The following is a 23213-nucleotide window of genomic DNA, read 5'->3' on the forward strand; positions in this document are numbered from 1 at the left end:
AAGATTATCGAAAAATTTTACATCGTCATCTGACCTTAGGGAGCAAAAACAACAATCTTAACTAAGACTGTTGCTTGTTCCCGTTTTTTTATAAATATAGTTATTTTATTTTCTTTTTAGTTCTTCTATATTAATCAAGTGAATCTAGATTTGGTTATTTTATGAATAATCTGACAAATTATAATATATTTGGTATACTCTAATTAGAATGAAATTCATATTTATAAGGGGTGTAGTGTTTTTTATGGAAGAGTTTAAGCAGCAAATTAAAAATTTAGCTAATAGGATCCAAAGAGTTAAGGATAGTATTCATACGGAGGAAGCAACGAAAACCTCTTTGATTATGCCAATGCTACAGATGCTCGGTTATGATATTTTTAATCCTGAAGAATTAGTTCCTGAATTTGTAGCGGATGTAGGTATTAAAAAGGGTGAAAAAATTGATTACGCCATTATGAGTGAAAATGACCCGGTTATCCTTATTGAAGCTAAAAGTGTAAACGAGATTTTAACGAAGCATGATTCCCAACTCTTTCGATACTTTGGTACTACAAAAGCAAAATTCGCCATTTTAACTAATGGAATAGAATATAATTTCTTTACCGATTTAGAAGAGCAAAACAAAATGGATCAGAAGCCATTCTTCACTATTAACATGTTAGATTTAAAAGATATTGAAATACTAGAATTAGCAAAGTTTAGAAAACAAGACTTTGATGTTGTGAATGTTTTAACTACAGCTTCGGAGTTAAAGTATACAGGTGAAATTAAACAATACTTATCCCAACAATGGGAAGAACCCTCTGAGGAATTTGTGAAAGTTGTCATAAATGAAATATACTCCGGTGTTAAGACCAAGAAGGTGGTTGAAAACTTTAGGGATTTGGTTAAAAAATCTTTAAATCAATATGTGAATGAAAAAGTAAATGAAAAGCTACAAAAAGCGTTAAACTCCTCCACTGAAGCAACTCCAGACATAAAAGCATCTATTGAGATTGAGAAAGAAAAACTATCCCCTACAGAGAATACAACACAAGAAGAAGAAATTGTTACAACAGAAGAAGAAATTGAAGGATATGTCATTGTGAAATTAATTTTAAAAGAAGCTATCGATCCTTCAAGGATTTTTTACAGAGACAACAAGAGTTACTTAAACGTTCTACTAGATGACAGCATTAGAAGATGGATATGTAGACTAGGCTTTAACAGTAACCAAAAATATATCCAGTTGAATGATGCAGGTAGAACAACCTATAAAATTGACCATGTTAACGACATTCTAACCTACAAAGAGGAATTGCTGGCTGTGGCTAGGACGTTTGATTTTGTGGCTAATAAATAGATGGAAAATGACATGGTGGATTTTAAAAACATCTTTAGGTGTAGCTTCTTTGCTATGCCTTTTTCAAGGTTTTAAAGGGAGATTGAAGATCTTTACTTTTGCCTCGCTCCCTGGTTGTAGTATGGACTCTAAATTTTAAAGGAGGCTACCAAATGGAATTGCTCAATAGCAAGAATCTCTTAAAAGAGTTTGAGGTGAAAGCTAGCTTTTATAAGATGGAAGTCGAAAAAGAATACTATACGTGCCGAAATCAAGCGAGATTGCTTAGAAAAGGTTTTGCTCTTAATAGCAGTATTGATGCAGTTTTTTTACTTGTGAATCCAGGAGCCTGTAGTGCATCTGATCAATCTTATGATATTCCAGTTCTTGTTCCAACAAAGGAAACGATTCCTTTTGTTGATGCGAAATCTGACCAGACCCAATGGCAACTAATGAGATTGATGAAACTAAAGCAATGGAACCATACGGCTATTATTAACTTATCTGATATTTGTTCAGGGAATATCAACGTATTTTTAAAAACCTTTAAACTACTCCAAAGCAAAAAGAAGTATGAGCATTCTATTCTTTTTTGTAGACGGAAGAAAGAATTAGAAGCCCTTTTAAATCAAAACAATGGCCCAGTTATTGCCGGCTGGGGAACAAATTCAAGTATACGAAAAATTGCAGAAGAAGCACTAAAGCATCCCTTACTACAAAATATAACCGGTATAAATTATCGTCAACCTCCTTACTTTTTGCATCCAAGACCTGCATTAATGGAAAATAGAAGAATATGGCTTAAAAAAATGAGCAGTTTGATTGGGTGATAAAAATGAAAACTCAGACAGAAGCAGTATTAGAAGCATTTAAAGCACTAGGAAACGAAAGAAGCATAGCAGAAATTAGAGAATGGGTTACGAAGGAATACGGAGAGAAATGGAAGGATTTTGGGACAACGATGGGAGATATGGTTTCACAGGAGGTGGGTGGAAACAAGAGCTCCACTGTTCCAGCAAGGTATAGAAAGAAACACGGGGACGGTTCTTGTGTTTCCCTATTTTTTACCATTTAGGGAAGCTGTGTAACGGTTCTCTGCTTCCTTTTTAACTTTTTATAAAAACAGATAACTTAAAGATTCCTACAGTAAGGCCAACATTTCTAGCTAGCCCTACCAATACGGCGTCAAATGGTGACGTTCCTAGATTAGATTGAATCGTGAACGAAAGACCCAGGGTTAACAGTAAAATCCCAATAATATAGAAAACATATTTCATTTTATTCCCCCATTACCAACCCTCAATTAGTTACTTCCTTTATCATGAGAACATGTGGGATACCATCATACAGTCCGATAACCAAGTTTATGATAGAAACCTTCAGCATGCGTCTGCCCATGTAATTTTACTTGTGCAGCTCCCTGTTCTACGGATATTGTTGCAATTGCAACAAAAATGATTTATATTGAATATATACTTTTATCGGTGCATTTGCAACAATAAATTCATGAAGGAGACGCTTATGAAAGATATTTTACGAGAAGTTGGCATGATAGCCCGCGCATTGGATTCCATCAGCAATATCGAATTCAAAGAAATGGACCTGACAAAAGGACAGTATTTGTATTTGGTGAGGATATGTGAAAACCCAGGAATCATTCAGCAACAAGTGAGCGAAATGATTAAGGTGGATCGCTCTACCGCAACCCGTGCAATTCAAAAACTAGAAATGAATGGCTTTATTGAAAAGAAAGAAGATCCCCACAACAAAAAAAATAAAAAGTTATTTCCAACGGAAAAAGGAAGAACGATCTACCCTTTCATCATAAGAGAGAATGAACATTCTGATCGTGTGGCCTTAGCGGGTTTTTCTGATCAAGAAATGGCGACTGCCTATGAGCTTTTGGAGCGAATTCGGAAAAATGTCGAGAAGGACTGGGAATTTGTTAAAAAAGGCAATAAACGGGATTATTAACGAGCTGAAGGAGCGACCTATCTAAATGATAATGATGAAGAAGTGTACTTTAGAAGATATTCGAGATCTGCAAACAATCAGCACGAAAACTTTTCGGGAAACTTTCCAGGAACAGAATTCACCAGAGCACTTGAATGCCTACTTGGAAAGAGCCTACAACCTGGACCAACTCACCCAAGAAATAGCCAACCCCTCTTCGCAATTCTATTTTATTTATTTCAATCAGGAACTGGCTGGCTATCTGAAGGTCAATACCGATGAGGCCCAGTCAGAAACAATGGACGGTGACTCGCTTGAAGTCGAGCGGATTTATGTGAAGAGAAAATTCCAGAAACACGGTCTTGGAAAACACCTGATGAACAAAGCGATGGAAATTGCGCTGGAACAGCAGAAAAAGAAAATCTGGCTAGGCGTCTGGGAAGATAATGAAAACGCCATTGCGTTCTATCAGAAAAAGGGATTTATCCAAACCGGTTCTCACTCCTTTTTTATGGGTGATGATGAACAAGTGGACTTGATTATGACGAAAACACTCTAATAAACTTTTTGTGAAAGGCGGCTTGTCATGTATACACCAAAGCATTTTAAAGAAGAAACACGGGGAGAAACACGGGGACGGTCCTCGCGTTTCCCTGTTTTTTAACATTCAGGGAAGCAATGTAACGGTTCTCTGCTTCCTTTTTAACTTTTTATAAAAATATACAAATAAATATACTCCACGTTTTAGCCATTCTGTTTCCCCTCAATTTAATCTCCGCCCAGTTTGCATATACACCGAAACCGCATCTTTAAGGTTCTTTACACCTTCCTCTATTTTTTCAGCAGATAAACTTCCGTATCCCATTACAATTTTATTAAGATGTGAACCCTTTAAAATTGAGTATTGATCAACAGAGTAGATTTTTACATTACTCTCCTCTTCTACCGACTTTATTAATTTCTTAGTAAATTCAATTGAATGAAATTCCACTACTAAGTGCATACCTGCTGCTTGTCCCAAAATAGTACAATCTGGAAAGTGCCTACCTAAACTATTGACAAGGGTATCTCTTCGTTGTTTATAGATACGTTTCATTTTTCGAACATGTCGGTCTAAGAAACCATCTTTTAGAAATCTAGTGAGTATTAATTGTTCAAGGGATGAGTTATGGCGATCGGTATACCATTTTAGTTTTTTAAAGGATTCTATTAAACTGGTAGGCAAGACCACATACCCAATTCTTAATGTTGGTGATAATATCTTGCTGAATGTACCTACATAAATTACTCTTTCCGGATCAAGACCTTGCACAGAATGAACTGGTGTACCTTCATAAGTAAATTCACTATCGTAATCATCTTCTACAATATAGCAGTTGAACTTTCTTGCGTATTCAATTAATTGAATTCTTCGTTGAACCGTTAACGTTCCTCCTAAAGGAAATTGATGTGACGGTAGTACAAAAATAAAACCAGGTGGACTTTCCTGTGAAAGATGTTCTGGATTGATTCCTTTATCATCTACAGGTACCGGAAAGATAGAAGCGCCATTATAAGAGAAGATGGTTCTCATTTCGTCCGTGACTGGATCTTCTACGGCGATATATTCACCATTAGAAGTTAATAGTTTTGTAATTAATGACAGTGCCTGAGTTGCACCTGAAGTAATGACAATTTGCTCGGAAGTACTTTTAACGCCTCTATTTATATGCAGGTACTTTGATAATTCTTCTCTTAGTTCTAAAAGACCTTCGGATGATTGATAGCCAAAAATAGAGTCAGATGCTTCATAACATACTTCTTTTGCCAGTCTTCCCCATACTTTTCGGGGAAAGTGGTCCATTGCTGGAGTAGCAGCTTTGAAGTCAATGATATCCTTGGAGGGTTCTTCGTGAACTAGCTTCTCTTTATATGTATCTTGGTATTTAATTTTATTTATCATAGAACCAGGTGCAACAAATGTACCTGATCTAGGGATAACTGTTAAATATCCTTCTGAAACTAGCTGATCATATACTTCTAAAATTATATTTCGAGAGACTCCTAGAGAATTTGCCAGTTCTCTTGAAGACGGCAATTTTTCGTTCGTCTTAATGTTTCCATCTAAAATATAATTAATCAATTGTTCATATACTTGCTGTGTCAACGTTTTTCTACTAGACTTATCGACCTGAAACCACATAATCCGAATCTCCTTTGCGACAATCTGGTACTGTCAAAACTCATTATTTTTGGATCTTTTTAAGACCAGTATATCATGCTATCTTTTTATTAAAAATAAGGGGGAGATGTTGGTGAAAACTATAGGATTAATTGGAGGATTAAGTTGGGAGTCAACGAGTGTTTATTATTCCTATATTAATCGTTACGTTCAACAAAAGTTAGGAGGAATACATTCGGCAAAATGTTTAATCTATTCCTTTGATTTCGAAGACATTGCTGCTTTACAAAGAAAGGGAGAATGGGATAAGGCAACAGATAAAATGATAAAAGCTGCCAAATGTTTAGAACATGGAGGCGCAGAATTAATTGTAATATGTACAAATACTATGCATTTAGTGGCTGACGAGATCCAGCGAGCGTGCAAGATTCCAGTCATTCATATCGTTGAGTCTGTTATTAAGGAAATAAAAAAGCAAAATATAACGAAGATAGGCTTGCTTGGAACCAAGTTTACAATGGAACAAACCTTCTATAGAAGACTATTAGAACAACAGAATATAGATGTGTTAATTCCTAATGTGAAACAAAGAGAAGATGTTCATAATATAATATTTGATGAGCTATGTAGAGGGGAATTTAGTGCATCCTCAAAGAGTGTTTATTTGGATATTATAAATCAACTAGTCCAGCAGGGTGCTGAAGGGATAATTTTAGGATGTACGGAAATACCTTTACTTATAAGTCAGGAGGATACACCAATTCCATTATTTGATACTACACATATTCATGCCAAAAATGTTGTGGACTTAGCGCTGAATTTAGATGAAGTGGGGATGAAGTAGGGGAGCAGGGGAAAGTTCTCTGCTTCTGAAGCAGAGAAGAACAAAATTGGTACGCAGAACCCTTTCTAATGAAAATAATAAAAAAAGAAAAAGCATGTTCTTTATGGTTATGTTTAATCCCAATAATTTAGAAAATCTATGTGTTTTCAATTGAGAAATAAAGGTATTCTGTCTAAATGTGTAGAATCTTTTTGGTAACCTTTTAGATTTATTTTCAGAAAGATTATTAGGAGGAACCCGCATGCAACCAATCGACCAGCTACTACATAAACACGATCTTCACCAGCATAAATTATCTATTATAGCCTCTTTTGAAAAGGCTATTAAAATGACAAAAACGAAGTCGAATGAGAAAGCAATTCCTTTAGGTTCTTCTAAAATGGGAGGTTTTCCGGATTTGCCCGAGGGGTGGGAGTATCCCAGTTATGAGCAGGGACCGCTGATTTTTATGCTACAGATAAATTTAGTGGACGTAAAGCCTTTTGATCAAGCAGGTCTTTTGCCTGAGAACGGAATTTTGTACTTATTTTATGATGCGATGGAGCAACCTTGGGGGTTTGAGGAGGATGAAGGCTGCTTTAAGGTGATGTATTTTGATGGGGATATGAGTAAGTTGAATCGGAGAGAGTATTTTAGGAGCAGTGATTTCACTTCATTTCCATCCTTTACATTATCCTTTGAGGCAATGGTTACGATTTCGGAGGATCCAGCAAACTTGGAGAGCCTGAATGAGGAAGAGTGGGAAGACTTTTGGAATTTCCGTCAGGAGCTGATGCAGCCGGAGTTCGGAAATGGTAAGTTGGAGGCGGCGCATTATCTACTAGGAGAGCCGATGAATATTCAAAATGACGTGTTTGAAGAGCTCTTTGAAAATGGAAAAGACCCTGTCCTCTTGTTCCAAATCGATTCTGATGAAGAAGATTTGGGTGTGTTGTGGGGCGACTGCGGCATGCTGTATTTTTGTATCGAAAAAGAGGATCTGTTGAGGAAGCAATTTGATAGAGTGAAGTTTACGCTGCAGTGTTTTTAGAAAGCGAGGGTGAATCGCCCCCTGCTTATATTATCTGTTTTCTAAAAATATTTATATTAGAGAGAGTTCGCCCAGGTGTGTATAAATTGATGAAATGATAGGTGGGAACCAGATGATCAAAATATACGGAAAAAGAAACGAAGAAATCCATTCATTAAGCGACTGGCTGACCTACTCAGCTCCTGCAAAAGGAGATGGCCATCTGAAAGATTTAAGAAGTGCTATGGAACTTGCAAAATGCTGGTTTCGAGATGGAGTAGCAAAGGTGCCTGACGAGTTACAGTCATTGTTCGAGGAAAATGAAGTTACGAAAGACATTAAGATTACTAAAGCATACCCTGAAAAAGAAACTAGATTAGACAATTACGGAAAAGGGAGAAATCATGATCTCGTGCTAATTGGAGAAACAGGAAGGGAAAGAATTCTTATATCCGTGGAAGCAAAGGCTGATGAGTCTTATGGGAAATTGGTTGGTGACTACCTGAAGAGTGTCAGTGCACGGTCCAATGTTCCTAACAGAATTGAACAATTAACGTCCTCCATCCTTGGCACACAAACAAGCGAACACCTCAGATATCAACTTCTACACGCCATTGCAGGCACCATCATTGAAGCAAAAGAGTGTGGAGCTACCCAAGCCATTTTCCTAGTTCATGAATTCCACTCAGTTGAAACAAACTCCAAGAATGTTACGAGAAACAAAGATGATTTTATTAGATTCCTATCCGACTTATTCGAGCAGCAGATTGACCTTCAGCCAAATGAACTGTTGGGACCAGTAGCGGTTAACGGAGGGGAGTTTGTTCCGAAGGGAATACCGTTGTATGTGGGGAAGATTGTGACGGATTTATAAAATAGAGATGTGCACCTGTACAAAATTTCGGAGTACTGAACATCAATTGATTTAAATGGGGGATGAGTAATGGAATTTAAGGAATATCTGAAGCAGAAGCACTTGTTGAAGAAAGATGAAAAGAAATTGAAGGAGATTTCCATAGACCAATATATTAATCGGCTTGCTAGTATGCGACAGAATGGAATTTATAATGAAGAAAACCAAATGGATTCCACACTGGAACAGAAGGTACAGGAACGTTACAAGGATTGGAAAACATATTTAAAGACTATTAACCATTACTTGGCTTCTAAAAAATATTAGATAATACCAAACTAACAAGTTTATTAACATAGTATTATTTAAACAAACGTTTGATTAAATCAATTTCGATAATTAGGTAGCTCAATGGATTCAGCGTTTCTATTTTAAATGAACTTTTTAAATTGTTATTTTATCAAAATTTCTTTCTGGAAGAATTGATAAGTGGTTTATCAGGAACAGGAAGGCGACTGGCTATTGTATGCAATTAAGCGAGACTTCATACCCTGTATGGTTGATAGAGGGGGAGATTTTCTACTACTTCGTGGCAAAGAACAAAAAAGTGTTAATTCCAAGAGGGTTAACACTTTTTCTGATTTTAGGGAACCTGATGACGTTAGCTGCGTCTATAGATTTGAAAGGCAGAGAGGGGAGATGGGAGTGGGGGAGTTTGATGAAGTTAGTCATTCTGCAGCAAACAAAAAAGATCTGATGGAGCAGTTGTTTGAACAATATGCGACCGAAGTGAAACGGATAGCGTTTCTTTATTTAAAGGATGTCAGTCAAACGGAGGATATTTTGCAGGACGTTTTTATTTCTTGTTATAAAAACTTCGATACTTTCCGGGGGGAGTGTTCTTATAAAACCTGGCTGATCCGAATCACTGTTAATAAGTGTCGAGATCACTTGAGAAGATGGAGTTTCAGGAAAATTTTCTCCCGGGACAATGTAGGGGAGAAATTAGTAGAAGTGAATACCCCTGAAACCATGGCACTATGGATGGAAAAAGGAACCGAGCTTGGGCAAACGGTTCTGCAGCTGCCGATCAAGCTAAGGGAAGTAATTATTCTATTTTATTATCAGGAATTAAACATTTCGGAAATAAGTTACATGTTGAATGTTAATGAAAATACAGTGAAAACGAGGCTTCACCGGGCGAGAAAAAGTTTGAAGGAAGTGTTGAAGGGTGGTGACTACGAATGGGAGTGAAGTTGAAGAAAGTATTGGAGGATACAGTGTTGTCAGATATCCAAATGGATGAGGGAGACAAGGCTCGTTTTCTGGCGGCTTTAAACAAACCGAGTTCCACCACCCGCCATTCCTATAAGGTTGTTTTTTCAAGTGTCATTGCAGCATGTATTATGTTCCTTCTTGTTTTTGCTTTCAAGGTTGACACGGATACCATAACTGATCCAAATACCTCAGCAGACATACCGGTTGTGGAAACTTTGGAGGAAGGGATGGAGCTTGAGCATTATCTGTCTGACAATATGGATAGAGGCAATCATGATTTTTACGATGAACTAATAGTCGTGGACACGAAGGACAAGGATTTTTCACGGGGAGATATTGTGTATTACAAGAATGAGGCTGGCCGAAAATACCTAACAAGAATTGTGGCCCTTGAGGGGGAAACGCTTGAAGTGGTCAATGGCCAGGTTTACATTGATAACAAACGGCTCGATACCTTCTATGGCAAGGCACAACGTCTTGGGATGGAAAAAGAAGAGTACTTTACTGCGATGGATAAAGTAGGTACGCAATACAATAAAGAAGCAATGTTAGGTGTATTCGAAACAAATATGCCAGAAAGTCCTATTCCTGAAAAGTACTTATTTGGGATGAGTGATGACTGGTTCCGAGGTGTCCACGAGATGGTTTCGAAGGAGCAAGTCATCGGAAAAGTGGTGGGAGTAAGGAATAAGTAGGAAAGTTGTGGTTTTTATCCTAGTGGGACGCGTAACCGGTCCTACTGTCTTTAGAACAATTAAGTAAGATATAAATATATCAATTATAAGGTGGAGGCGCGAATTTGTTAAAAAGAAAGAAGATTTTTGTTACGGTTCTATTAGCAATATCATTAATTTTTGCAGTTCATTATATAAATTTGACTTTAAGTAATAAAGGCTATGAGGAATACCATTCAAATAGATTAATGAATGATTTTAGCACACTTACCCATAGCCTTCTGGATAATCAGAAGGTTTATAAAGAGATAATTAGCACAGAGGTTCTGTCACAGGAGCAAGTGGAGAGAATTTATAATAATACCTATGCCATCATCAATTTCTATGAAGATTATAGCGAATTAGCAGTGCAATTGAATAGGTTCAAACGGGATGGTTTTTCAACTTCTGATGCTTCGTTTAACATAGAAGCGGTATTTAATAGAAAAATAGCGGAAATATCTGAAACGGACCAAGCAAGTGTGACCTTGGATGAGGACTTTTTGATGAAAGTGGAAACTATATCTAATCTTAATCAGGCGTGGATTGAGGTGTTAAATCAACATATGATAGGATTTGAAATCATAGGTTCAGAATACAGAACTACTGAGGATAGAGTGAGATTGTCGAGGGACAGTATCACCGAAGATTTCTGGGTGACAACATTGGAAATGTTTAATTATAAAGCTCAGGAAAATGAGAGAGAATTAAAATGGTTATTAAATTAATCTGGTGAATGAACAGAATAAGGCATACAGTCGTTCCATTTAGGGATGGCTGTTTTTTTCTTTTTTGAAATTTTTTCTCTAGAGGAAGCAGAGAAGAACGAAATTGCTATGTTGAGTCTTTTCTAATGAAAATAGTAAAAAAAAGAAAAAGTATGTTCTTTATGGTATTGTTTAATCGCCAAATCAAACAATTCATAGAAGGACATACTTTTTTTATAATGTTTTCCTAAATTATTTTCCCTTAATTCAGAATATTATCTTGCTATTTCTAATTGTACCTATTATCATATATCTAAATGATATATATCTTTTAGATAGGTGTGAAAAAAGTGATAGCTTATAACAATACAACATACGCAATATTAGGGATATTAACTACTGAATGCAATTCTGGTTACGCTATTAAACAGTTCATGGATCGGAGTTTAAATCATTTTTGGAAAATTAGTTATGGGCAAATCTATCCTACGCTTAAACTAATTGCTCAAGATGGATTGGCAGAGGTAAATGTCTCCTCTACCCCAGGGAGGGCGGATAAAAACGAGTATTACCTCACTCCTAAAGGATTGGCAACTTTGAAAGAATGGATAGAACAACCTATTGATCAAGTACCTGTAGAACGAAATGAAGTACTTTTGAAATTATTTTTTGGCTCCAATCAATCCCCTGAAAAAACTGTTTCACTGCTACAAGATTATAAACAAAGACTTGTAACTCGTTACGAAACGTATGAAACCATTGAACAAGGAATTCTTCATCACGATAAGGAAGAGAAGGATGCAATGTACTGGTTATTCACGTTAGATTATGGCAAAAGAGTAACAGAGGCTGCCATTCAATGGTGTGAGCATACTTTAAAGCAGGTTAAAAAGGAGGAATAGAAAGAATGGCAAAGCAAATTTTCCCTGGACGTTATACGACGGAAAACACAGAGGGTATTGTCGTTTTTATCATTGGTATGAGATTTAACAATTGGCTTGCCGTACATAAATGGTTTCCCGTTTTTAGCGCCATGCCCGGAATGATCAGGGAACTTTACACGAACAAAGAAGAGTTGGGATTTTTATCGATGGAAAGCTATTATGGACTAAGAACGACCACAATGATCCAATATTGGCGTTCAAGCGATGACTTACTCTCTTATGCGAGGAATGAGAAGCATTTAACCGCTTGGAAAAACTTTAACGAAAAGCTAGGCAATAATGACGCTGTTGGAATCTACCATGAAACCTTTCAAGTGAAGAAAGGCTCCTATGAATCTATCTATTCAAATATGCCACACTATGGATTAGGTAAAACGTTGAAACATCTTCCGGTTAGTTTAAAGCACGATTCCGCTCGTAAACGGATGAAGGTACAATAGTTTTGGTTAGTTGCCACCGCAAATGTTAATAAGTTATACCTAAAATCGGAAATATATAATAGAAAATAAATCTCATATAGAGGTGGAATTATATGCCCAAAATTGACAATATGTTAGCAATTCTATGGATGCTTCGTTCAGGTGAAAAAATTACTGCAAAACAAATTTCAGAAAAGTTAGAGATGAATATAAGGACTGTGTATCGTTATATTGATACAATTTCAACAAGTGGCGTACCTATAATTTCAGAACCAGGACATAACGGTGGATACACTTTAATGAACAATTTTATTGAGGCTCCTCTTTTTTTTGATTTTGAGGAGCAAACTTCACTATTTCACGCTGCTGTTTTTGCAGAAGAAGCCGGATATTATGGAGGTGAAGCATTAAATAGGGCCATTTCAAAGCTAAGTAAATACTCAAATCAAGAGCAGGAAACAAAGATAAACCAACATTTAACCAGTCTTGAAGTAATAAGTCGATTAAGTTCACTCTCTATGGAACCTTTTTTGAAGGAGTTGGAGCAGGCCGTAGCTGACGGGTACTCAGTAAAAATTCGTTATCATAAAAGTGGCGAAAAGCAATTAAATTATAGATTGGTCGATCCGTACAGAATTATCTATTGGAATAATAAGTGGTATGTAATTGGATTTTGTCATCTTAGGAATGATATTCGTAGTTTTAGAGTAGATCGAATTGAAAGTCTAATGCTAACCGAAAATAAGTTTAACCGGCCAGAAAATTTTTCAGCACGTGACTTTTTTACAAAAAGCCTTCTTCCAACTATAGAAGATAAGGAAGGGGTTATTTCTTTGGTTATTAATGGGGATAAAAGTGTATTGGCTGATATTTGCCAACATTGGTTTTTAGGACATTATTTAAAAGAACGGACTTCAAATCAAGCGGTTTTTCTTCTTGAAAAAGATGTGATACATACTTATGTACCTTATTTACTTTTGCCTTACAATAAATCCATTAAAGTTATTGAGCCGATAAGTCTTAAAAAAAGACTTGTTGAAGTTCTGTCGGAATTAATTAAATTTCATGAAGTATGATGACTTCCCTGACGTTAGCTGTCAGGGAAGTTGTTTTATAATTGCATTATCAAGTGTGATTGGAGTGTTAATGGATGCAAACAAAAAAAGCGATTCTATATGTATTTAATACAATGTCGGACTGGGAATATGGATATTTAATTGCTGAACTAAACTCAGGAAGATATTTCAAAAAAGATGTAGCACCTTTAAAAGTAATTACAGTAGGAGCTAATAAAGAAATGATTACTACGATGGGAGGACTGAGCATAAAACCAGATATTTCCCTTGATGAATGTACTCTTGAGAGTAAAGATCTTTTAATCTTACCAGGAGGGACTACTTGGAGTGAAGAAATTCATCAACCTATCTTGGAAAAAATTGGCCAAGCTTTAAAGCTGGGCACTATTGTTGCTGCAATTTGTGGTGCAACTGAGGGTCTCGCGAATATGGGATACTTAGATACTAGAAAGCATACAAGTAATAACTTAGAATATACTAAATTGGTATGTCCTAACTATAAAGGAGAAAAGTTCTACGAGTTGGGATCTGCGGTATCTGATGCGAATTTAGTTACTGCATCAGGAGTAGCTCCTCTGGAATTTGCAATGGAGGTACTGAAAAAAATAGATGTATTTACACCAGATGCATTACATTCATGGTATAACTTAAATAAGACTCATAAACCTGAATACTTCTTCCAGTTAATGAATTCAATAAATAAATGAAGTAACTGAAAAGCTCAATTTCTCTATTTAGATTTATAGAGAAGTTGGGATTTTTAATTTGGAATTTCCTTATCGTTGTAAATCCGCATTTTCCTGAGGCTACCCCGTAAAGCCTAAAATTAAAAAAGTCCAAAAAGCATCCTATAATATAATAATCAAGTATAATTAACGATCTTAACTTTCATCGTTAATTGATTATAAAAACAATCGCTATAGGGCGCAATGGCTTCTATAGCAATTATTTAGGTAATTCATTGTATACCATCTTAATAATGCATTTTCATATTGTCTTGTAGACCAATATAAGGATGTTGGTCTACAATTTTTTTATTTTTTTACTGTTTACGAAAGCGGTTTAGTTTAATACAATGGAAGTGCTTACACAAGAAAAAGATGGGCTATAAGGAATTAGGAAACACAATAAACGTGGTGAATTTAGAAGAAAATATCCCTTTTTATCGGTTAAGAGGAAGCATTGATGATACGTCTCTTGTGAAGGAAGTGCACCAAGGGGATTTTTATGTACGCTTTTTCCTGTGTCATCGAAATGGTGAAAAAATGGTTAAACCGATAATCGACCAGGATGTTATCTTCGGAACGGAAACGTATTTACATGTTCCTCGTCAGTTCTTAAAACCACCATTACACAATCTACTAGAGCAACCTCACAACAATCATCAAATAAAGGATCCTGTGGTTTTTCATCTACTACAGTTTCACTAACTTACAAGAGCAATTTGAGTTTTACACATTCAATGGAGATGCCACAAGAGCTATTTCTCTCTATTACTCTACTTATGCGAGCAGGCACGCCTAATAATGAAACCGCTTTCGTAAATGTGATGAACTGTTACAGTTCCATATTAATTTGGCATTTTTAAACCTTATTGGGTTTCGGTGTAAAACAAAACTATTAATTTAAGGAGGTGATTCATTACCTTACTTCAGAACGCCGCAATAAATTAAAAATTAGGGGGATTAGAATGTTAAAAAAATCGTTCAGTCTGTTCTTGGTGTTTTTATTACTTAGCTCAAATTTTAGCCTTATTACAAGTGCCAATAGTGAGGAAGGTGTAAGTGATACGTCTGACGGTGATTGGAACGTCGTTTGGGAAGATAATTTTGAAGGTAATGAATTGGATCTAAATAAGTGGAGTTACGATATTGGAAACGGTTTTACCGATAACAATGGTACGTATATTTCCGGATGGGGAAATGAGGAGCTGCAATCCTACCAGGAAGACAATATACGTGTAGAAAATGGACAGTTAATTCTTGAGGGGCGAGAGGAAACGGTTTTTGATGAACATGGAACGTATAACTATACGTCTGGAAAAATCCATACTAAAGGAAAATTCAGCCAGAGGTATGGTAAATTTGAAGCGAAAATAGCCTTGCCAGAAGGACAGGGATATTGGCCTGCATTTTGGATGATGCCAGAAGATGATGTTTATGGTGGCTGGGCCGCTTCAGGTGAGATTGATATAATGGAAAACTCAGGTGGAACTCCAAATAAAGTTGGTGGGGCAATCCACTATGGTAGTCAATGGCCAAATAATACTTACACTGCAAAAGATTATCACTTTCCAGAAGGGCAAGACGTTACAGATTTTAATGTCTACTCTGTGGAATGGGAGCCAGGTGAAATTCGCTGGTATGTGAACGGAGAGTTATTCCAAACGTTGAACAATTGGAGCGCTACAAGTGCAGGTAACCCAGCACCATTTGCTTATCCAGCACCTTTTGACCAAGAATTCTATCTTATTTTAAATTTAGCAATCGGTGGTTGGTATGGTGGAGGTCCTGATGAGACTACCGAGCTACCTGGTGAGATGCTGGTAGATTATGTGAAAGTGTATGAGTTAACTGGAAGAAACTATAGAGAACCAGTAGAACCAGTATTTGAAGCGGAAGAACTTCCTGCAGATGCCAAAATGGCTATCGATGGTAATTACGTTTATGATCCTAATTTCGAGCAAGGATTTACGACGATTTCTAGTAGTAGTGATTTGGAAAATAATTGGAATGCGGATTACTGGAATTTAGTATACATGCCAGACTTTAATGGTCTTGCTTCTGCTACAGTAGATACGCTTGATGGAAACCAATTCGCAAAGGTAGAGATTGCTCAAGGCGGTAACCAGTCATATTCCGTGCAGTTAATACAAAATGTCACTCTAGGCAAAGGTCGATGGTATAGGCTTAGCTTTGATGCTAAATCGACAGCTGAACGCAATCTTAATGTGAAGCTTGGTGGTGGACCAGATCGAGGTTATACCGCATATTCACCAAACCGTGATTTCTCTTTAACAAATGAGGTTCAATCCTATGAGCTAGCATTTCAAATGCAGCATGATACAGATAGAGCCTCCCGTTTAGAATTTAACATGGGACTAAACACAAATCCTGTTTGGATAGGCAATGTGAAGGTCGAGGAAATTGACGCATTAGATCCATACAATGCCGATGCTCCCAAAAACCCGTTGAGCAATGGAAACCATGTGTATAACGGAACGTTTGATTTAGGAAGTATGGACAGAATGACTTACTGGAACTTTAATGTTGAGGGTGCGGATGCAAAAGCATCAGTTGATTCAGAATCTAGGGAGCTTGAAGTAGCGATTACGGATGGTGGAACTAGTTCCGATGCGATTACACTTGTACAAAAAGGGATGAATCTTCTAGCGAATGATGAGTATAAAGTGACTTTTGAAGGAAGAGCAGCGGAAGCAAGGGATGTTCAGGTTGCATTAGTAAGTAGAGACGGTACTGTTAACTATTCTTTAACAGAGACGTTTCCTCTCACAACAGCAATGGAAGAAAAAGAAATGACATTTACCATGCCTAATATAACAGACGTTGAAGGGCAGCTAGTATTCTACTTCGGTGGGAATACAAATGGTGTCGTGATTGATAATATTAGTATGGTACGCTTAAGCAACAATAATGATGCGTTAAATTTTGATCAGAAGTTTCCACTTAAGAACGGAAGTTTCTCTAATGGGTTTACAAATTGGGACATGCACATTCAAGGGGAACACGAGCCAGGAACTTCTACAGCTAAGATCGAAGTTGTGGATGAGGTAGTGAAGGCCTCTATTGAAAACGAAGGCTTTGAACCATGGCATGTTTTATTAATGCAAAATGGAATGGAGCTACTATCAAATAATACGTATGTTTTAGAATTTGACGCCAGGTCAACGGTGGATAGAAAGTTAGAAGTTGTTCTGGAAAATGCAACGTATAACAGATATTTCTCTAACGTTATCGAATTATCGAATACAATGGAAACTTATCGCTTTGAATTTGAAATGAGTACCGATGATACGGTGGACTTGAAATACCTCTTAGGTAAGGTTGCCAACTCAGTTGCAGTAGGTAGTCATGACGTTTATATCGATAATGTGCAATTAGAAGTTAAAGGGGAAAGAGAAAAGCTCTTCCCATTAGTAAATGGTAACTTCGCTTCAGGGCTTGAAAGCTGGAATCAGCATTACCAAGGCGCTTATGATGGTCCGTCCCAAGCTACCTTTACAGAAGAAGCAGAAGAAGCCAAGATTACAGTTGTACACGAGGGTGAGAATCCTTGGGATATCTCCCTTTCTCAGGAAGAGATGAACTTGGAGCAAGGACAGACATATGTGTTGGAATTTGATGCAAGAACAACGATCGATCGACCACTAGAGTTAGTCGTAGATAATGGGGCACCAAGTTACCATCGTTATTTTGAAGAAGTAATCGACTTAACAGGTACTATGCAAACATTTAGTTATGAATTTGTGATGCCTGAAACAGATTCTGTTGGCTTAAAATTCTTAGTAGGGCGAGTAGCAGGTGTCCCTATCGACAACACACATGATATTTTTATCGATAATGTAAAATTAGAAGTGAAAGGTGCCAGAGAAGCTTTAGATGGTGTGCCTCAGGAGCCGGAAACAGAGCCGGAAGAACCAACTCCTCCTTCTGAGAAAAAGTGGAGAGAAGTAGGAAAAAATTTAGTAGTGGATGGTTCATTTGAAAGAACAACTGAATTTGGTAATGAAGAAAACCCACATAATTGGAATGTGCATAACCAAGGTCAACATGAGTCTTGGGCGGGTTTAGCAGAATTTAATGTTGTAGATGAAGCAGTAAATGTGGCTATTCAACAGGTTGGCTGGGATTGGTGGCATATTCAGCTTTACCAAGATGGGATTGAAGTGCCAAGTGGAACGTATAAAGTGGAGTTCGAAATGAGTTCAGAATTGGAGCGAACCATTAATCTGGAGTTAACAGGCTCAGGTGCACCAATTCAAACATTTGAAGTTGGTACAGAATTAGAAACCTTCGAATCCATCATGGAGGTGTCTGCAGATGGTACGTATAAATTGCTGTTTGGGCTTGGGAAAAGTCCTTCCGATGCAGAGCTAGAAGTACCTTACACAGTCGTGATCGATAATGTCAAACTGATAGCTGTAGAAGAAGTGGTAGACAAGAAAGATAAAGACAAAGATAAGGAAAAAGAAAAAAAGAAAGAAAAGAAAGTGAAGGATAAACAATAGCTTTCTTTATGCTTTAAATTAAATAGTAAGGACAAGTGGTTTTTACTAGATACATCACTTAAGAAACCCCTTGCATAGTGAAAAAATCTCAACATACTGAGGAGAAACAAAAATGGGATATAAACCAAATGAACAAAGATATGAATCGATGGTTTACAATCGGTGTGGCAAGTCTGGTATTAAGTTGCCGGCTCTTTCACTAGGGTTATGGCACAACTTTGGTGGAGAAGATGTTTACGAAAATGGACGTTCTCTTATTAGAAAAGCATTTGATTTAGGGATAACTCATTTTGATCTTGCTAATAATTACGGTCCTCCACCAGGCTCGGCAGAAGAAAACTTTGGGAAGATTCTGCGTCAGGATTTTAACGGTTATAGGGATGAAATGATTATTTCTACAAAAGCAGGTTATGGAATGTGGCAAGGTCCATATGGTGATTGGGGTTCAAGAAAATACTTGATTTCAAGTCTTGACCAAAGTTTAAATAGAATGGGATTGGATTATGTTGATATATTTTACCATCACAGACCTGATCCAGAAACACCACTCGAAGAAACAATGATGGCGCTTGATCATACCGTCAGACAAGGTAAAGCGCTCTATGTCGGGATTTCTAATTATGGTTTAGAGGAAACAAAACAGGCAATTGACATGTTAAGAGAATTAGGCACACCGTTGCTTATTCATCAGCCAGCATATTCTATGTTCAATCGCTGGGTTGAGGACGGGTTAACATCACTATTGCAGGAAGAAGGAACTGGAAGTATCGCCTTTGTTCCTCTTGCACAAGGACTGTTAACAAACCGATATTTAAACGGTGTTCCTACAGATTCTCGTGCAACTAAAGCAAACAGCTTTTTAAATCGTGACGATATAACAGAAGCGGTCGTTCAAAAGGTGCAAAAATTAAACGAAGTAGCACAAGAAAGAAATCAATCCCTTGCGCAAATGGCCATTGCGTGGGTGCTTCGTGAGCAAAAGATCACTTCCTGCTTAATCGGTGCCTCTAAAGTGAGTCAACTAGAAGAGAATGTATCAGCCCTTGATAACCTTGATTTTAGTTCAGACGAGCTACAGTTGATTGATAATATATTAAAAATGTAAAAGAAAAACCTAGGATTCAATCGATAATGGTTGAATCCTAGGTTTTTTACTGAGGTTAAATTCTAGATATTAAAAGCGACCCTGATTGCCCCCTGTAAGAAACGTCCCCGAAATGACGTGTTTGAAGAGCACTTAGGGAGACCCGAGGATGGTTCTCGTGAGACCTCATGCTTTCTTAGGTTTGGCTAAACGAAGCAAACACTAGGACCGTCCCGGTGTTTTTATCCAGAAATAGACTAATGTACCCAATAGGAGAGCTTGTTTCATAGTCAATAAGAATGAACTTTAAGATAACTAAAATGATTGATAGCGAAAACACTGTATTAAGGGTATCCAAAGTATGGTTGTGAGAATTGAAGGTTAATAAATTGGATTAATTCATCTATAAATAATAAGCCATTGTTCACATGGGCAATACATGAAGCTACTTAACAATTTCTATTCTTTTCGACAGAAATCTAATTTTTCCATCACCATAGATCAACAAATACCAAGAGGTCATAAGTGAATTTTTTTGTATAAACCTGTTAACACGAGGAAAGTTCATCAAATATTCTACCTCGCAGTTTTTCTTCTGTTAGATAAAATTTAATCCCTCTCCTTTATTATTCCTTTCATTCGACAACATTTTTAGACAATTATATCAGGTATTTAGCTTACCGAAATAATGAGAAATTACTCCTATTAACTTTTGGCTACCATAGCTCCTATACTATTAAGTGTAAAGAAAATTCAATTAATTAATAGAGGGAGGAAGTAGATGAACAAGAAAGTGTTATCTGTATCATTATCAAGTTTACTAGCTTTTGGGGCATTAACGACTGTGGCTATGCCAGCTTTGGCTGTAGGGAATGGGCCAAACTATAATGGGAAGGAGTCTATTCAAACCTCTATCCTACATACATACGAGAGTATGGTAGATTTTCTTAAGCAACAAGATCAAAAGCAAGATGCACTAGAGCTTGAAGTGATTGGACAAACGAAAAAAGGGAGAGATATTTATTTGGCAAAGTACATCTCAAATCCCGAAAATCCAACCATTCTTTTTCTAACGCAACAACATGGAAACGAACAGTTAACAACAGAGGGTTCACTAGAGTTTATTAAACATCTTGGTACGAATAAAACAAAAGGCGTACTAGACAATGTAAATATTTTAATCCTCCCTATGTTAAATGCTGATGGAGCAATGGGTGATGTTAACTTCTCACTAGAGAACTATGTGGCCGATGGTGGTAGACATCTTACACGTTACAATGCTGATAGATATGATTTAAACCGGGAGCATGCAAAAGAAACTAGTGACATGCAACCGGAAGCACGGGTTTTACATGAAAATGTGCTAGCAAAATATAATATTGACTATTTAATAGATTTACACCATCAAGGAACTCGTAGTGCTGTTGAGGGTGAACTAGTATCGGGTTCAATCTTATATCCACTGAACCCAAACGTTAAACCTGAAGTAGTTGAAAAGTCGAAAAAACTAGGTTCAGTCGTTTATAATGCCATCGAGTCAAAGGGGTGGGGCAATATTGGTAAATACCGAGGTGGCACTGGTGAAAATATCGGAAGAAACGGCATCGCTGTTAGATATGATATTGCTACCCTCCTTTTCGAAATGCGTGGAATGTCTGACCATGAATATGAATCCTATGTGTTGGGTCAAAAAAGCAACGGATATTTAATTAAGCAGACAATTGTAGCATTAGATGCAACCGTAAAATCGATTGCCGATGGCTCAATTAATGATGCGGATACAAGTTTCTGGGAAACACTGCCTTTCCAATATAACTTAGCTTTGGAAGAGGACGAGTAATTCCTTTTAATCTTAGTTTGCGCTATGTATCTTCTAAGTTCCTATAATATTAAAATTATACGAGGAGTGAGTAATGTGAAAGGTAAGAAAATTGTTACAGGTCTTAGTGTGTTAGCTTTATGTGCGAGTTTAGTTTCACCAGCATTGGCGACGAATTCTTCAAACGGCAATACAACAAATAAAAATCAGGTTTATTCTGTTAATGGTTTTACTGATTATGGACAAATGGTTAAAAAGTTAGAACAAATCGAAAGTAATAGCCATGGCAAAGTTGCCTTAGAGGTCGTAGGGCAGTCTAATCGAGGCAGAGATATTTACCAAGCAAGAGTTGGTAACGGTGATAAAGTTGTTTTAATCGAAAGTGAAATACATGGAAATGAGAAAACAGGAACGGAAGCCTTACTCAATATTCTTCAATATGTGGGAACAAGTAACTCAGTTGAAGCTGAAAAAATTCGTAATGAAATCACTTTAGTATTATTACCAAAAATGAACCCTGATGCAGCAGAGCTAGATCGTCGAGGTAATGATATGTCGTGGGATGAGGTAATTGCAGCATTTCCACAACTCGCTGATGCACAAGGTCCTTCTTGGAACTACTATACAGATAGAATTATTCAAGACAGAGATTATTATAATAAACCTGGCTTTGACGTAAATCGTGATTTTAATCCTGACTTAAATTATGTTCCTAAGGCTGAAGATGTCCCAGGTAAGTCAAGTGAACCTGGTTGGTATATCACTCCTGAAGCACAAACTGTTCGAGATGTGTATAAGTCTTTATTAGCTGAGTTTGGAAAAGTAGACGTTTTTGTCGATCTTCATCACCAAGGACAGTACTATGTGGAAGGCACAGATGACTTGGTAACAATGTCATTATCAGCTGATTTTGTACCAGATCCAAATACGGAACGAGGCGCTAAGTATGCTGAGTACGCAGATAAATATAATTTTGATTTTTCAAAGCAGTTAAATCTCGCTGCATATAATGCACTTAAGGCATTAGGGAATAACTCACCTTTTACTAATCTTTCTCTTTATAGCCAAGGTCTTGACCTTCCTGGGACAGCTTTAGGTAGCTTCGGTTTAAATGGGAGTGGCACCGTCCTTTTTGAAGTAAGAGGACAATCACATACATTAGGTCAAAAGAAAAAAGGGCAGTTAGTGAAAGCAGTAGAAACTGGTTTATATGGAATCATCAACGGAGTAACAGATGGTTCTGTTGAAGAGTTAGACCCAGCAGACTATGATGACATTCCTGGAACATCATATACTCCTGGACTATAGATTTTCTGGAAACGCGGGTCCTCGCGTTTCCCTATTTTTTACCATTTGGTATATTCATAAATTTTTCAAAAAAATGAAGGATTCTAAAACCAGATGTTAAATATCAATATCCAACCGCATAATCTGCCATTCCTCTTCAAAACTATCAATTCACACATCCACTTTTTTATCCTAAAATCGAATCTTCCAAACACCTCTCTAACAGAAGGTGTATTTATAGTTCAAATTAAAAAAGACCAAGCGTGAAAGGATTGGATGAATGGCTACTTGTTGAGTTTTCTGATAACAATCGCAAATTTGTGGGTACTATCCTAATTTCCCTAATTTCTCCTCGAAAATTATCCTATTTCCACACAAGTCCGACCACCATTAAAATACTAACTTAGTAATCTTTACATAAGAATCTCCTAAAATATTAAAAAAACAATCATTTTTTGGTTTTTTTTGAAAATTTATGGAACTTTTTGCTACTTTAC

General features: G+C 36.9%; 23 protein-coding genes and 1 pseudogene. 21 read left to right on the forward strand and 3 right to left on the reverse strand.

Annotated elements, in window-relative coordinates:
* The first annotated feature begins 244 nt into the window (after positions 1–244).
* From K9B36_RS11260 to K9B36_RS11270, 3 genes are all read left to right on the forward strand, one after another.
* Entirely contained in the window at positions 245–1342 is a 1098-nt protein-coding gene (locus K9B36_RS11260) for a type I restriction endonuclease (protein WP_223702161.1), read from the forward strand.
* Positions 1343–1494: 152 nt separating this feature from the next.
* Positions 1495–2151 (forward strand): hypothetical protein, encoded by a 657-nt coding sequence (locus tag K9B36_RS11265; RefSeq protein WP_223702162.1) that lies wholly within the window; start codon positions 1495–1497, stop codon positions 2149–2151.
* Positions 2152–2156: 5 nt separating this feature from the next.
* Positions 2157–2396 (forward strand): hypothetical protein, encoded by a 240-nt coding sequence (locus tag K9B36_RS11270; RefSeq protein ID WP_223702163.1) that lies wholly within the window; start codon positions 2157–2159, stop codon positions 2394–2396.
* 31 nt (positions 2397–2427) lie between these two features.
* On the opposite strand, the gene K9B36_RS11275 is transcribed toward K9B36_RS11270, so the two are convergent.
* Both K9B36_RS11275 and K9B36_RS17070 read right to left on the reverse strand, forming a co-directional pair.
* Positions 2428–2598, reverse strand: a complete 171-nt coding sequence (locus K9B36_RS11275) for a hypothetical protein (RefSeq protein ID WP_223702238.1) — start codon at positions 2596–2598, stop codon at positions 2428–2430.
* Positions 2599–2620: 22 nt separating this feature from the next.
* A pseudogene (locus K9B36_RS17070) lies at positions 2621–2780 on the reverse strand (GNAT family N-acetyltransferase); the annotation flags it as partial.
* Positions 2781–2842: 62 nt separating this feature from the next.
* Between K9B36_RS17070 and K9B36_RS11285 the strand changes: the two are divergent.
* Both K9B36_RS11285 and K9B36_RS11290 read left to right on the forward strand, forming a co-directional pair.
* The gene (locus K9B36_RS11285; protein ID WP_223702164.1) at positions 2843–3295 is read left to right on the forward strand and encodes a MarR family winged helix-turn-helix transcriptional regulator; all 453 of its coding nucleotides are present in this window, start codon (positions 2843–2845) and stop codon (positions 3293–3295) included.
* Positions 3296–3320: 25 nt separating this feature from the next.
* The gene (locus tag K9B36_RS11290) at positions 3321–3833 is read left to right on the forward strand and encodes a GNAT family N-acetyltransferase (protein ID WP_223702165.1); all 513 of its coding nucleotides are present in this window, start codon (positions 3321–3323) and stop codon (positions 3831–3833) included.
* 204 nt (positions 3834–4037) lie between these two features.
* Here K9B36_RS11290 and pdxR read toward each other — a convergent pair whose 3' ends face one another.
* On the reverse strand, positions 4038–5459 hold the full coding sequence (gene pdxR / locus K9B36_RS11295; RefSeq protein WP_223702236.1) for a MocR-like pyridoxine biosynthesis transcription factor PdxR: 1422 nt from the start codon (positions 5457–5459) through the stop codon (positions 4038–4040).
* Between the two features lie 109 nt (positions 5460–5568).
* Here pdxR and K9B36_RS11300 point away from each other — a divergent pair, with 109 nt between their 5' ends.
* The 16 genes from K9B36_RS11300 (at position 5569) to K9B36_RS11375 (ending at position 22737) form a co-directional block, all read left to right on the forward strand.
* Entirely contained in the window at positions 5569–6279 is a 711-nt protein-coding gene (locus K9B36_RS11300) for an aspartate/glutamate racemase family protein (RefSeq protein ID WP_223702166.1), read from the forward strand.
* A gap of 241 nt (positions 6280–6520) precedes the next feature.
* A complete protein-coding gene (locus tag K9B36_RS11305) occupies positions 6521–7309 on the forward strand; it encodes a YwqG family protein (protein WP_223702167.1) in 789 nt (262 codons plus the stop codon).
* Between the two features lie 112 nt (positions 7310–7421).
* Positions 7422–8162, forward strand: coding sequence for a DUF6946 family protein (locus tag K9B36_RS11310; protein ID WP_223702168.1), 741 nt, complete (start codon positions 7422–7424; stop codon positions 8160–8162).
* Positions 8163–8231: 69 nt separating this feature from the next.
* Entirely contained in the window at positions 8232–8468 is a 237-nt protein-coding gene (locus K9B36_RS11315) for a hypothetical protein (RefSeq protein WP_223702169.1), read from the forward strand.
* Between the two features lie 378 nt (positions 8469–8846).
* Positions 8847–9395: a sigma-70 family RNA polymerase sigma factor gene (locus K9B36_RS11320; RefSeq protein WP_223702170.1), complete on the forward strand. Its 549-nt coding sequence runs from the start codon at positions 8847–8849 to the stop codon at positions 9393–9395.
* Positions 9386–10114, forward strand: coding sequence for a signal peptidase I (gene lepB, locus K9B36_RS11325; RefSeq protein ID WP_223702171.1), 729 nt, complete (start codon positions 9386–9388; stop codon positions 10112–10114). The genes K9B36_RS11320 and lepB overlap by 10 nt, the downstream gene beginning before the upstream one ends.
* A gap of 104 nt (positions 10115–10218) precedes the next feature.
* Positions 10219–10860 carry a hypothetical protein gene (locus K9B36_RS11330; RefSeq protein WP_223702172.1) on the forward strand — a complete coding sequence of 214 codons (642 nt, stop codon included), beginning with the start codon at positions 10219–10221 and terminating at the stop codon, positions 10858–10860.
* 329 nt (positions 10861–11189) lie between these two features.
* Positions 11190–11741, forward strand: a complete 552-nt coding sequence (locus K9B36_RS11335) for a PadR family transcriptional regulator (protein WP_399201774.1) — start codon at positions 11190–11192, stop codon at positions 11739–11741.
* A gap of 5 nt (positions 11742–11746) precedes the next feature.
* Entirely contained in the window at positions 11747–12223 is a 477-nt protein-coding gene (locus tag K9B36_RS11340) for a DUF4188 domain-containing protein (RefSeq protein WP_223702174.1), read from the forward strand.
* A 92-nt stretch (positions 12224–12315) separates the two neighbouring features.
* A complete protein-coding gene (locus K9B36_RS11345; RefSeq protein ID WP_223702175.1) occupies positions 12316–13278 on the forward strand; it encodes a helix-turn-helix transcriptional regulator in 963 nt (320 codons plus the stop codon).
* 74 nt (positions 13279–13352) lie between these two features.
* Complete coding sequence (locus K9B36_RS11350; RefSeq protein WP_223702176.1) at positions 13353–13985, forward strand: type 1 glutamine amidotransferase family protein; 633 nt, start codon at positions 13353–13355, stop codon at positions 13983–13985.
* 426 nt (positions 13986–14411) lie between these two features.
* Positions 14412–14708, forward strand: coding sequence for a hypothetical protein (locus K9B36_RS11355; RefSeq protein ID WP_223702177.1), 297 nt, complete (start codon positions 14412–14414; stop codon positions 14706–14708).
* Between the two features lie 260 nt (positions 14709–14968).
* Positions 14969–18526: a carbohydrate binding domain-containing protein gene (locus tag K9B36_RS11360; protein WP_223702178.1), complete on the forward strand. Its 3558-nt coding sequence runs from the start codon at positions 14969–14971 to the stop codon at positions 18524–18526.
* Between the two features lie 112 nt (positions 18527–18638).
* The gene (gene mgrA / locus K9B36_RS11365; protein WP_223702179.1) at positions 18639–19631 is read left to right on the forward strand and encodes an L-glyceraldehyde 3-phosphate reductase; all 993 of its coding nucleotides are present in this window, start codon (positions 18639–18641) and stop codon (positions 19629–19631) included.
* Positions 19632–20391: 760 nt separating this feature from the next.
* The gene (locus K9B36_RS11370; RefSeq protein WP_223702180.1) at positions 20392–21450 is read left to right on the forward strand and encodes a M14 family zinc carboxypeptidase; all 1059 of its coding nucleotides are present in this window, start codon (positions 20392–20394) and stop codon (positions 21448–21450) included.
* Between the two features lie 75 nt (positions 21451–21525).
* Complete coding sequence (locus K9B36_RS11375) at positions 21526–22737, forward strand: M14 family zinc carboxypeptidase (protein WP_223702181.1); 1212 nt, start codon at positions 21526–21528, stop codon at positions 22735–22737.
* The last annotated feature ends 476 nt before the right edge of the window (positions 22738–23213 follow it).

Source organism: Sutcliffiella deserti (assembly GCF_020037475.1).
GTDB classification, from domain to species: Bacteria; Bacillota; Bacilli; order Bacillales; family Bacillaceae_I; genus Sutcliffiella_A; species Sutcliffiella_A deserti.

Bases quoted from the DNA above. Each gene is read 5' to 3' on its own strand.
- K9B36_RS11260 (WP_223702161.1), top strand. From the start codon at position 245: ATGGAAGAGTTTAAGCAGCAAATTAAAAATTTAGCTAATAGGATCCAA.
- K9B36_RS11265 (WP_223702162.1), top strand. From the start codon at position 1,495: ATGGAATTGCTCAATAGCAAGAATCTCTTAAAAGAGTTTGAGGTGAAA.
- K9B36_RS11270 (WP_223702163.1), top strand. From the start codon at position 2,157: ATGAAAACTCAGACAGAAGCAGTATTAGAAGCATTTAAAGCACTAGGA.
- K9B36_RS11275 (WP_223702238.1), bottom strand. From the start codon at position 2,598: ATGAAATATGTTTTCTATATTATTGGGATTTTACTGTTAACCCTGGGT.
- K9B36_RS11285 (WP_223702164.1), top strand. From the start codon at position 2,843: ATGAAAGATATTTTACGAGAAGTTGGCATGATAGCCCGCGCATTGGAT.
- K9B36_RS11290 (WP_223702165.1), top strand. From the start codon at position 3,321: ATGATAATGATGAAGAAGTGTACTTTAGAAGATATTCGAGATCTGCAA.
- K9B36_RS11305 (WP_223702167.1), top strand. From the start codon at position 6,521: ATGCAACCAATCGACCAGCTACTACATAAACACGATCTTCACCAGCAT.
- K9B36_RS11310 (WP_223702168.1), top strand. From the start codon at position 7,422: ATGATCAAAATATACGGAAAAAGAAACGAAGAAATCCATTCATTAAGC.
- K9B36_RS11315 (WP_223702169.1), top strand. From the start codon at position 8,232: ATGGAATTTAAGGAATATCTGAAGCAGAAGCACTTGTTGAAGAAAGAT.
- lepB (WP_223702171.1), top strand. From the start codon at position 9,386: ATGGGAGTGAAGTTGAAGAAAGTATTGGAGGATACAGTGTTGTCAGAT.
- K9B36_RS11340 (WP_223702174.1), top strand. From the start codon at position 11,747: ATGGCAAAGCAAATTTTCCCTGGACGTTATACGACGGAAAACACAGAG.
- K9B36_RS11345 (WP_223702175.1), top strand. From the start codon at position 12,316: ATGCCCAAAATTGACAATATGTTAGCAATTCTATGGATGCTTCGTTCA.
- K9B36_RS11350 (WP_223702176.1), top strand. From the start codon at position 13,353: ATGCAAACAAAAAAAGCGATTCTATATGTATTTAATACAATGTCGGAC.
- K9B36_RS11360 (WP_223702178.1), top strand. From the start codon at position 14,969: ATGTTAAAAAAATCGTTCAGTCTGTTCTTGGTGTTTTTATTACTTAGC.
- mgrA (WP_223702179.1), top strand. From the start codon at position 18,639: ATGGGATATAAACCAAATGAACAAAGATATGAATCGATGGTTTACAAT.
- K9B36_RS11370 (WP_223702180.1), top strand. From the start codon at position 20,392: ATGAACAAGAAAGTGTTATCTGTATCATTATCAAGTTTACTAGCTTTT.